This is a genomic window from Paenibacillus silvae, from assembly GCF_014639235.1.
Classification (GTDB): Bacteria; Bacillota; Bacilli; order Paenibacillales; family Paenibacillaceae; genus Paenibacillus; species Paenibacillus silvae.
Map to the genome: position 1 here is coordinate 57,669 of NZ_BMFU01000013.1, position 12,587 is coordinate 70,255.

4 protein-coding genes are annotated in these 12,587 nt (G+C 49.8%); 1 reads left to right on the top strand and 3 read right to left on the bottom strand.

Annotated elements, in window-relative coordinates; all coding sequences use genetic code 11:
• Positions 1-437 precede the first annotated feature (437 nt).
• Together gnpA and IEW26_RS25980 are read right to left on the bottom strand one after the other, a co-directional pair.
• Entirely contained in the window at positions 438-2,612 is a 2,175-nt protein-coding gene (gene gnpA / locus IEW26_RS25975; protein ID WP_188594480.1) for a 1,3-beta-galactosyl-N-acetylhexosamine phosphorylase, read from the bottom strand.
• A gap of 15 nt (positions 2,613-2,627) precedes the next feature.
• Positions 2,628-3,647 (bottom strand): glycoside hydrolase family 88/105 protein, encoded by a 1,020-nt coding sequence (locus tag IEW26_RS25980; RefSeq protein WP_188594481.1) that lies wholly within the window; start codon positions 3,645-3,647, stop codon positions 2,628-2,630.
• 178 nt (positions 3,648-3,825) lie between these two features.
• Here IEW26_RS25980 and IEW26_RS25985 point away from each other — a divergent pair, with 178 nt between their 5' ends.
• Positions 3,826-4,770: an AraC family transcriptional regulator gene (locus IEW26_RS25985; RefSeq protein WP_188594482.1), complete on the top strand. Its 945-nt coding sequence runs from the start codon at positions 3,826-3,828 to the stop codon at positions 4,768-4,770.
• Positions 4,771-4,840: 70 nt separating this feature from the next.
• On the opposite strand, the gene IEW26_RS25990 is transcribed toward IEW26_RS25985, so the two are convergent.
• Positions 4,841-12,577, bottom strand: coding sequence for an S-layer homology domain-containing protein (locus IEW26_RS25990; RefSeq protein ID WP_188594483.1), 7,737 nt, complete (start codon positions 12,575-12,577; stop codon positions 4,841-4,843).
• Between the last annotated feature and the right edge of the window lie 10 nt (positions 12,578-12,587).

Consider the following 12,587-nt stretch of genomic DNA (forward strand, 5'->3'; position numbering starts at 1 on the left):
GAGCAGCTCCCTTTGTAAGGATTAAGTTTACACGGACACTCCGATGACAGAACAACCTTCTAATCGCGTTATCCCCAGATTTTTTCGATTCCCTCTTTCAAGGGAAAAATCCGGTGATAAAGGCGACCGCTTCGCTTTTCCAGGTTTTTTCTGTCCTCTCCGTTAAAGTGTAAATGAATCGTTTAGTCTCATAGTAATTAAATGCAACTCGCGCTATACATAGCTTTCAAGTTTTGAAACTGTATAACTTTTATTAGTCTAGCACATCAGGCCGTATGTCCATACAGGCAACGTATGGCATTCAGCGATAAAATGCTCCATAGTCATAACAAAAAGCTCAAAGGCTTGCAACCTATGAGCTGCGAGCCTTGAGCTTTCTTGTGTCAAATCATTTTTACGGCCACTCCGATGACAGAACAACCTTCCGATTACTGATGTTAAACCGTCGCCTGCGCTCCAATCTGGATGATAATTGTATCATATGGAGCGACCTCCAACGTTTGCATTCCATACTCGGTGTCAATTGTTGTTGTCTGCGCCTGGTCACTGTTGTTGATCACAACCAGCTTGCCACTTTCGGGATAATACGCACATTCGGTAAGTACATTATCCGTAATATACCGGGCGCTTTGCAGTTCATTACCGGCAAAACGAATCAGATTCAGCAGCAGCCTGGCATTCGCCCAGCTGAATTCATATGAGGACAAATAGATGCCCTTCCCTTTGCCAAAATCATGAACAGACAGCGCAATGTTTCCCCCCGTTTCCTGCACCACTTCAGCCATTCCATCCGTTAGATAGACTTGCGGTTTACCTGTCATAGACACACCTTCTGGCATGAGCTGGTACCGATCCTGCACATCATAAGTCCATTTGCCATGCACCACGCGCGCTCCTGTGTCCTCATCCACCCCAAGCACATGAGCCATGCGGAAAAAAGTATCATAACCTTCCACCGCTGACGGCTGGTTAATGCCGATGAACGTGCCGCCTTCGTGCACCCAACGCGTGAGCAGCTCCACACATGTCGTATCATGCCAGTGCTCGCCGCCGCTCCACGCTAAACCCGCTCTGCCCGCATTAATGACCACATCGACCTCGCTCAGCACACCTTGACGAATATCTTCAAAATCAATAAACCTGACGTCTAGCGGCAACCCTGATAGTGCCTCGTTCACATGGATCAAATCATGCATGAAGGTTTCGTGAAAATGACCCGACAATGTCCACGACCTCAATCGGCCCCAGCTATGGAGCACCGCTACCCGTGTCCGAAGCTGAAACGGCTTGCCTGCCTGATGCAGCTCCTTGATCTCCCTGAATTCATCTGCCACATTCTCGATGTAGTCTACAAAGTCTGGATAAGGCTCCACCAGATGCAAATATCCTCCGAGTCCAATCCGGTCGATCTTCTCACGCAGCAGTGCGCGCCGAATGTTAATCCAGTAGTTTTTGGCGTCCAGCGTTGGATTGCCCCCTTCCTTAAAGGTCGGCAGTCCACCCAGTCCGACGGGGAACAGATAAGGGTGAAGACGAATCTCATGTGTATCCACGTTGATGCCCGAGCACATTCTGGCCTCATACCCGGAGAACACACATTTGATCATGCCGTCAAACCCAAACTCCTCAAAGCGCTCATTATATGGCTCCATACCTACCCAGCTGTCATCGTAGAATACGTAAGCAAGCTTGCCATGCCGATGCACGATATCAATCAGTTTGCGGCCAAACTCAATGACAAAATCATTGATGAACGCCATCCAGTCCAGCTTTCGCTGTCCCGCAGGCATATGACTGACCTGGTACTTTCCACCATTCACAAAATCCTCTGCCGTGAGTGAATAGCCATATTTTTCGGCAAATAAGTCCAGACCTCTCGAACTTACCGTGAAATCGTAGGAGCCCCAGTCCGAGAACAGATGACGGTTCCGCTCATCACTGCCCCATATCCAGGCAAAATTATAAAATAGAGACGTAAACCGGACCACCGTTGTTTCCGGGTGAGCAAGGCACCACTTTTCCATCCAATCCAGCAGATAGGTCTGCGTATCCGCATAGATCGGGTCGATCTGCATCAGGTGCTCCTTGTGCCAGTTGTTCGTAGTGTGATTGTACATCGAGATTTCTTCCCAGATACGATACACCATAAAGCTCACTGTGTACTTATGCCAAGGCGTAATTCCTGTGAGGACCACGTTCCCGGATTCCCTTTCGTAATTCCACTGGCTTCTTGGCACTTCCTGTCCTGTCGTACGGTCAACCACCTGCCAATACTTCAACGCTTCTCTGGAATCATTAACTTTGAACTGTTCGGCAAAAAAATCTTCCATCAGATAGATGGAAACGTAATCCTGCACCGCTACCTTCGGCTGGGTGATCAGAAAACATTGCTGCAGCTTATCCGGATTCCTCGATGCCCACTCATTATGATCACGGATGATACAGATCGTCGAATAAATGCCGTATCCGGCCTGAATAATCTCCTCCGACAATTTCGTCCCGTCACTATCGCGAATGACATCGGCTCCCCACCGTTCAGCAAGCTCTAATGTCAGCGCCTCATAACCCGATTCTCCCGGTAACGTGAAGGCACCTTTGGTTGATTTCGGCAAATTATTCCCTCCCCCTTATCTCAGCAGGTCAGACAGAAATGCCAGTGCCAATCCCTGCCCCCACCCTTGAATCCAGTCCTTCGGAATGTTGCGGTAACCGTCACGGTCCTTCATCACGGCCGTTCCGCCCGATACGCCCAGCACACGTCCATCCTGGCTGATATTGCTCAGAATGCCTTCAAGCGCTTTTTGCACGTATTTCGTATGCAGCGGATTGCCATTATTGATCATAGCAGCGGCAATACCGCACGATGCAGACACTTCCTCATACGATTCCGGGTCATCCAGCACCGTACGCCACAAGCCATTGTCTGTTTGCAGCAGCTTAATAGCCGCGAGTTGATCGCGCAAGGAACATTCCACGTCCATACACTGCGGGTATAAATACCACTCCTGGAGCTGAGGTTTCACCTGTGACATCGTATAAGCTCCCCATGCATTCGCCCGTCCCCAGTAAAACCCGGACATATGACCCTTGTTTACGTTGTTATAGCCGTGATACCACAGACCTGTACCAGGGTCCTGCAGGTATTTGATATGCCAGTAATATTGGTTCAGGGCATCCTGAATCATCGCTTCGTCCTTCAGCTTGCTGCCCACCCGGAGCAGGAAAAAAGCAGCCATAAACAGCGTATCCGCCCAAGCCTGTTCGGGAAAATCATTCGCTGTTGACACCGTATGCTGCAGCACACGATCGCCAAAGCGGAGCGCATGATTTTGCAAATAATCTACCTTGCTCATCACGATATCCCAATACTTCTGATCTCCAGTCTCTTCATATAACGTAATCATCACATGCCCCATCGCACATGTATTTACCGTCCAGCTGGGCAGTCCCAGCTCAATATATTCATCTGCCCATTTCACCAGTCTGTCCAGAATCTCCTGATTGCCTGTAGTCTGGTAGGCTCTCGAAACCCCGTAATAGGCAACGCCGCAGGGCCAGTCCCAGGTCAAATCCATATCCAGCGTTTTGTTCGTTACGTTCTGAATCACATTTAATAGTTGCTCACGGTCATATTTCACTTGCAGCATGTGTATTCCCCTCTCCTGCGCACACTCCTCGGATGAATATATGAGAAGTGACCGTCCTGTGATGTAAACGCTTTACTTATTTCATTGTACGCAGTAAAATAGTCTGCATCTAAGCATATTCGTAACAAAACTGCGCAATTTCGATCATTTATAATTCGACGAATGGGAGCAGCCGGACATGTCCAAACCGAAAAAACCTGTCATTGAATATCGCCATTACAGCTTGCCCATTGATTTTCCAGTTCTATTGCTCAGCGGAGAGCGCTGGAAAATCTCGGATATCAAAAGCGAGCATCTGCACTTTCATAATCATATGGAGATTGGCATCTGTTATTCGGATGGAGGTGTGATGGAGATTAAGGGAGAAAATGTTCCTTTCCGTGCAGGAGACGTCACGTTCCTCCCTCGTTATCTGCCTCACACCACCTACAGTTCGCCTAATAAGGCAAGCAGGTGGGCCTATCTCTTTTTTTCACCGGAAGAGCTGTTTCAGCAAGTTATAAAAACACCCCATACGAATATGGAGCCGAATCTTCGGGCCATTCAAGCTAGCCGCTGTGTTCTACATAAAGACCAGTATCCCAAGGTATATACACTGGCGACATCCATTGTTGAGGAAATTCAACACCAGTCCCCCTTTTACCGCGAGAGTGCATATGGGCTGTTAATGTCCCTGTATATTGAACTGCTGCGAATTCATGCAAATGATGAGAATGGGGTTAACCGGGAACAGGAATTGCAGAGCCGTCAGCCTGATCTTGTGATCTCACCCGCTCTTGAATTTATTACGAAAAACTACATGCTGCCAGTTACAATTGACGAGCTTGCAGAGCTGTGTCACCTGAGCACTACCCACTTTCGCCGCAAATTCCATGAAATTATGGGTACGACACCGCTTGATTTTCTGAACAGCACACGTGTGGAAGAAGCCTGCAAACGTTTAAAAAGCACCGATGCCTCCGTCCTGTCGATCTCCGAGCAAGTGGGCTTTCGCTCCATCTCCAGCTTCAATCGCTGCTTCGCCAGATTAATGGTCGAGTCGCCCAAGGCCTGGCGGACAGGTGCTCATATGGAGGCACAATCTGCCAAAGCATCGATTCTTGCCTTTACAGGCTGGGTGTAGGTTGCATAATAAAAATCCCGAAAGTCATAGAGACTTCCGGGATTTTTGTTAAGAAGTAATGAGATATGCTTTATAGCAAATCCAGCTCCACCAGCAATCTGCGGACCAGAGTTGCCATCTCGGCACGAGTCACCGGAGCCTTAGGCTCCAGCTTCGCTGCCGACTTGCCTTGAATAAGTCCCAGCTTCACCGCTTGCGCGGCACTTTCTTTCGCCCATGCAGACAGACTGGATACGTCCGTGTAACCTTCAAGTGCGCTGGCAGCACTGCTTGCTGCTGGTGCCGTATGCCCCGCCATTTCATAAGCACGAATCAGCATTACCATCACTTGCTCACGCGTCATCACATCCTGTGGACCAAAACGGTTACCGTTATATCCTGTCATCAGGCCATAAGCTGTCGCCGTATGAACCGCATCGTTATACCAGTCCTTTGCATTAACGTCTGTGAACGGTGAAGCAGCACTTTGAGCTGCAGCTGCATCTACGCCCGGCTTCAATCCAAAGGCTCTTACCATCAGTGCGGCAAGCTCGGCACGTGTCATGCTGCGTGCAGGCTCGAAACTAGCAGCCGATACCCCGTTCACCACCAGACGTGATGCCAGATCATTTACTGCTTCAGATGCCCAATGATTTTTCATATCACGGAACGACGTTTCATAATGAACAGGCAAATACACGCTGTTGGTCATACTGCTTGCGATCGCAAGCATACGTCCTTCCCTCACTTCAAAACGTGTCGGTACGTGACGCAGACTGCCGTCCGCTTCGAGTACAACAACCGTGGAAACCGAACGCTCATCCTCTCCTTGAGGCAGATTCAGCTCCTTCGTTGTCATGCTCAAGAGCTTGTTAATTTCAACGGTTTTGCTTCCACTTGCAATCATATCAAAGGCTACAGGCGTTCCTCGCGGAACGATGCGGCCTTCCTTCGCCAGCTTGGCAGCAAGCTGCTCGTAAACCACTTCCGGTCTTCCTACATTCAGGCTGACCTTGATATCCTCTGCCTTCTGTCCAGAGAACGATGCCTCCAATGCCTTCACATCGATTGCTTTCCAGTCCAAACGGTAGCTGCCCCAATCGCTCTCCAGATCCATCGCAACGTCTTTTGCAGCAAGCTGCTTGATGAGATCGGCATCGAGATCAAAACGAAGCTTCTGCATCTGGCCTGTCACATGCAGACGGATTCGCTGATCCTGCTTCGCAGCCTTCAGCAGCGCTTCCCTTACGGGACGAGCGATCACTGTCGGACCGTTAGCTCCTGGAGTAACATCCACCAGCAGCATCTCTTCCTGCTTCACCCCATCCAGTTCCAGCGGAGCCTTGAGGTCATGCGCTGCGATGGAACTGTCAATCACCACACCACCCACAGTTAACGGGCCTGAAGGGATGTTGGATGCAGGCGGTTTGCTGTTCCCGGTACCTGAGCCAGGGCTTGTAACCTCAGATTCTGTGGAGATTCGTTCATTGACTTTCACAGCTGCAGAAGCTGCTGTTACCAGCTTAGGCTCTTTGACTGTACGTTTGGCGACAACAACCCACTCGCCTGGCTTGGCTTTGATGATTTTATCGGCAGGCAATGTATTCCACCCGCTGATGTCCTGCTCAAACGTAGGCAGCATCACCTGTTCTTTACTCGTGAAGATACGATATGCAAGTTCGCTTCCAGCCATATTTCCTTTATGTCCGGCTGCGCTGATCGCCACACGTGTCTCTCCTTTTTTACCTGTACCAATGGTTGATGCTTTAATCGTATCCATGTAATCCGGTGGTGCAGTTCCCGTCTTCGGAGCTTCGACAGAGACAACATCCATCGTGCTCAGTTCAGTACTCTCCCAGGAATACGCAGCTTCAATCAGCGAAGCGCCGACACGTTTACCAGTAAGCATTCCATCCTGCTCCAAGGATACATTGGCTTCCCCGTTAACCATGCTGTACGTCAATTTACTATTATCCGCAAGCTCACGTGTGCCATCCGTGTATTCCACATAGGTCTGTACAGGTGCCTGCTCTCCTCCAGCAACAAGTGCTTCAGGCATGACCATTTTCAATCTGCGCGGAAGCTTGAAATCTCCGTTCAATACCTCAACCACCGCTGAGTTCACGTTACCCGCAGCATCCTCGGTCTTGATCCGCAAACGGGTCTTCAAACGACTGCTATCTACTGGAACCTCATGCTTGAAATCACCGTTATCGTCAGGTTTGAATTGCGCCAACGTTTGGTCGCTATCCGCATCCGTTACGGTAATATCGGCATCAGTCATCGTAGTACCCTGTACGAGTGCCTTACCTCCTTGTACACGTTCACCCTGTGAAGGTGATTCCAGATAGATCATTGGAGCCATGGTATCTACGGTGATATACAGCATCGTCACCGATGTATCTCCCGTACTCGTATTTCTCGCCTTGAGCCGAACGGCATACACACCATCCACTGCAAAGTTAAATTTCATCTTGTCCGTAGTGCCAAGATTATACGTTCCGAGCACACCATCATCTGTAGAAGCCTCCACGACCACGTTAGACTGGTCGGAAGCCGCATTGACGGTTACCTCGTTTGAACGGGTCACTACTTCTAATTTGTTGTTGATCACTTGTTTATTGTTCAGTGAGAGCACCGGCCCTGTCGGAACAGGAAGCAGCTTCCCATCACTGTAAGTTGTTGTCGACAGACGCAGGTTGCCCTTGTCATCCGAGGCTGGTTTACGTGCAACGGTCACGCCGATACGATACGTTTTGCCAGGCTCCAGTCCCGAATGGCGAACTTTCTTATCCCCCGTCTCATTCGTATCATCATCTTCCATCACAATCGTACCATCGGCACTGCGAAGCACCTTGCCATCCGGGCCCAGCTTAGGAGTCCCTAGGGCGTTCCAGCCGCCGACCGTCACATGATATTTGCCATCCTTCAGCAAAGCTTTCAAATCGGATTCACTGTACCCTTCCTCACCAAACGGATCATACAGTTGTCCTTGCTCATCTGATGCAGTCACGATATACGTGAACTCGTCATCTTCTTCCGCAGCTGTTTTCTCGATAGCTGGGAAGGCTACATCGAACATACCGTTACCGATATTCCTTGTTTCCACAAATGGCACAGCCACTGGAGCCAGCGGGTCTACAAGCGTGTAGGCCTCTTCAGACGACAGGACGGAGAACGCCATATCTGTCTTGAGCTCGGTACGCAAATAATATTTGCCCTGCTGCAGCAAACCGCGAAGATCGGCTCCTCCCAGATAGGCGATCTGCTTCACGTCAAAAGTCATCTCACCAGAAGCACGACCATCTGCATCAATGTTAGCACTCTCGATTTCAATGCCTTTGGCGATCATAATGCCTGGATCAACCTTCTCATCTGGTGTTACTGTTGCTTGCAAACGGTCAGAGGACAGATACAGATCCACGGTATCCCCTGCTGAAGCATTATCCACCGTCCAACGTGCGGTGAATTGATCCGCATCCTGTGCATTCACTTCCAGAGACGTGGAACTCAGTTCCGGGAGTACCGGAATGTTCATCAGCTTGGATTTGACGGATTGGCTGGAGGTCAGTGTCCAGCTGCCCGTCTTCGCATCCTCTTGCGGGATCGCGATATAAATACGGCGTACATCCGTGCTTTGCTGCTCTTCCTTCTTGGTTACAGTCGTACCGTCACCCTTCAGGTCTCCTTCTTTCGGAGCTTTGATGATCTGCTCAAATGCAGTTGCATTTTGGTCTGATGCTTCCCCAAAGATGATGCTGTACGTACTTCCGTCATCCCGTTTCAGAGAGAGCGTTGGTCGAGTCGTTGTAAAATACTCCACTTCCAGCAAGGCATCCCCTGTTACTCCAGTCATCGGAATGACATGAGTCTTGCCTCCATTGGACGTACGAATGCCGCCAATACCAAGGTTCTGGGAGCTATCTTCGATCATGTCGATGCCATCTGCGACGGCAGTGTATCGGATCTCGTAACGCTCCGGCTCTTCATTTTCCCATGAGGTTGCCAAGGTCTTAATGCCCGTACCAATCTGTAACAAACGTGGCCCCTGCTCCGGATCATTGATTGACAAATTTACGAGTGCTTCGTTATCCAGAGCCGATCCATCGGTCATAAACGAGATACCGCCGCCCCAGTAATATTTGATGCCTAGTGTCACTAATAGTAGAGAAATACCTGCCCACAACTGATCGTTGTTGGCTCCGGCTCGAACGCCAAAACCCATGCCTCCGACAACCGGCACCGAACGTGGAACCTGTATTTTGGAGCTGACCATGCCTTCAAAATCAACGCGTCCCTTCTCCAGGTTCTCACCGATAAACAGGCTGGCACTACCCACAATAATATCCCAGCCGCCGACATCAATCTGCGCACGGGCACGAATAAACATCGGGCTGGCCCATTGCGTCTGAATCAGCGCTTCAGTCAGCATTGGAATCACTTTACTGCCTTCGCCAAAGCCCAGTTTGCCAACTACTTTGAAACCGGTTGCCTTGAGGGTCAGGTCCACATTTCCTGAGAAAACAGCAGGCTTCTGACCAATCTCCATGTCGATGCCTGCTTCAAGTGTGAGCGGCAAACGCTCCGTTCCTCCAGCAATCGTCATCGCAAGTTCACGAACGGCTCCGCGCAAGCTTGAGATTTTGGTTGCCGGATTAATGCGGATACCCGGATCAGGAAGATCTGACCCAAACGCGATCACGTCAGGAATAATCCGACCATCCGGAACACGTTTGAAGGCAAGCTCTGCACTTATGGAGAACAGGTTCTCCAGCTTCGCCTCAAAATTAACTCCGTATGAGTTCATTACGCCATATTTATTCGGGTCTTTATAATGGGTTACATCAATGCCGCCTTTGATGCTATCCTCGGAATCCGGTTTGAATAAACCAATGCTGTTGTCCAGCTGGAATTTTAACGCGGATTCAATACCCACAAACCCGGATTTGTTGAACATGACGTTTTTCACTTCACCATCCACGATAAACATTTTTATCGCACCGCCAAATGAAACTCCATCCTGCCTCAAAATGAAATCATTCAGCTTCAGGCCAAACCCGTTCAGCGAGAAGGATGGCGTGGTAAACAACGTATGCTTGTTAAAATACACATACGATACAAGCAGCGTCCGATAGGGGTTAAGCGCATCTCCAATCATGCCGTTCGCCCACGTCAGCGTTCCGTTCAGGGTAGGGTCTTCGGGATTACGCCCCTCTTCCCAGGCCTGTTCTTCATCGCTCAGCTTTGATTCGGTACCGAGCGACTTGTCGAACCCGTTATAGAAATCAACAGTCCACTCACCGGAATGAAAGACAAATCCGCTATTGGCTACGCTCAATGTGCCGTCCCCGCCTACAAATAGCGCCTGCAGGAAAGGCGTGTCGGTATTTGCCTTCAATCGATCGGCAAGCGGGAATTTACCGGTGGAGATGGTCAGGTCCTTACCTTTGTAAGCAACACTTTGGTTGAGAATTGCCGGTTCGGTATCGGATTGAACCGTATATTGGGCGTTAGCTCCCGTACCGGATTGCACAATTTTACCGCGCACTTCCAGCACTACTTCCTGCTCCGCATCTTCGTCCAGTCCATTTTTGAACGTTTCGAACGCTTTCTCATCCTCAAACGTTTCCACTACATATACCGGTGATCCCGATACATCAAGCGCTCCCGCAATATCCAAAGCAGGATCAAGCTTGCGTGAAGCAACGACCATTTCCTGTTTTGCAGCCACAAAACGTGCCCGATCCTGATCCAGTTTCGTTTTGAACTGGGCATCTGTCAGATTGCCATACGTCGATGGAAGAACATCTGCAAATGCTGCTTTATCACCAGCACCTGCATTCAGGTCCAGTTTCGTTTTGTATACAGCGAGAATTCCGGCCTTACGAACACGGTTCTCTTCATTATCCGTTACGGCAAATGTCTGGCTTGTTGTGAAGCTAAGCGCTTCCGCCAGCTCTGGAACGGTTTTGTCTTTGTAATCGAGCTGTACAGCATACTCGCCAAGCGGCAGAACGGAATCGTTCAGCACTTCCAGTGTTGTCCCGTCCGGCTTGACCTTTTCTCCGCCACGATAGATCAGCTTCAGGTCACCCGCAAAACCATTGCCAAGAGGCTGTGTAGTTACAGAACGGGTCACCGGAACTTTGTAACGATCCCCGTTCCTGACATTCACGAGATACATGTCAAAGTTAGCTGCCGCAGCAGTAGCCTCATTACCGACATTGTAAGCCGCGATATTGGACAAGTTCAGTGTGATGTATTTCTCATCCTTGCTGAACGTTTCCTCTGGCGACAACGCATACACCAGCGTTTTGCGCAGCTCGCCAACAGGCGGCAGGAAAATAAAACCTGCTCTTGACGACTCATAGATTGCACGGATTTCCGCTTCCGGAAGCTCCTTGCTCTCACTGATCGTGGTCTCCAGCTTTTTCTCCGTTTCCGGGCTGCTCACGGTTACCATGTATTGACGTGTGGAAGGCCAGGCTTTACCTGTACCTTTGACCCGCCACTTGGCAGCAACAACCTCGCCCGGTTTATACGGAATAAATTCCACGCCCTGTGCGGCTTGCTCTGGCGGAACATCTTTGCGGAACGTGAGCTTCTGACTCCTTGTGTTCAGTTCCTTGCCATCCTCATCGATAAAGCTCAGACCGTTCTCGAGTGTCAAGGTAACATCAATCTGGCTATGGTTCATGCTAAACATTTCCAGATTCTCGATCTCTGTGTTGACCTCAAACACACCGTCACGTACGTAAGCTGTCTCATCCTCGTTGGTCTCCAGCTTCTGTGTTGGATCAAGGAATCGTACGTCGAAAACCTTCTCCGGCGATACAATCTCACCCAAGCCATATACAAGCTCATACGTATGCTGACCGCCAGCTTGTACTGCATCCGGCTCCCAGTAATATGCTACAGCTGTATCTGCTGTGCCATATTTATTCGTATCCTGGGTATAATCCAGATTTTCGTCCGGTTCATAATCCCATTTCGTGCCTGCGAGATTAGCCCAGTGTCCAACGATCATCTCGTCAACGATGTTGATACCGCCCTCAAACAAGTTGTTGAAGCCGTAAGCAATGACGTTCGTTGCGGACGGGTTACCCGGCTCCAGCTTGTCCCGCATAACCCAGTATGCTGGCAATTTGTGCAGGTTGTAGGCTTGCTCATCCACGTTTTTGTCGTAACCAAGCTTCTCCGGCTCATGAACCAGCTTGCGCTCCACCGTCAGCGGAACTGAATAGTTCTGTCCGACCTGGAAGGCCGGCCCATCATTGCCACCAACGGACGTATCCAGCAATACACGCGAGCCGATGTCTACTTTGGCATTTGTTGTATTTTCCACAACGTACTGGACGCGAGCATTACCGCCTTGATCCTTGTCTTCTTTGAGCAGCAAAGTAATAATCTGGCTGATGCGAATGCCTTGAATGGTCCACACAGTAACCACGCTTTGGGTACCATCATTACCTGTAACAACCTTCGGAGGGGTTACCTCCGAGGTCCAGTTTGGTGCCATTTTATATGGATTACCAAAAATCAGATCCGTTCCATTAATCTTGAACGTTGTAAAAGAGGTCTCCGGGTTGTCCCCGCCAAAGATCATATCTACACCGTTATCCTTTTTGCGAATAGGCTGTCCGTCTTCCGTCCGAATGCTGAAGCGGCCGCTTGCATTATCCACCGTTACTTTAATGAACCCGTTCTTGATAGATGTTGTACCTGCAGCAGATACTGCCGCGGCAGCAATATGAAGCGGCAGCACACTAATCAGCATTACTGTTGCCATCATCGCCGCAATCATCCGTATGATGTTCTTCCGTCGCATGGGTGAACCC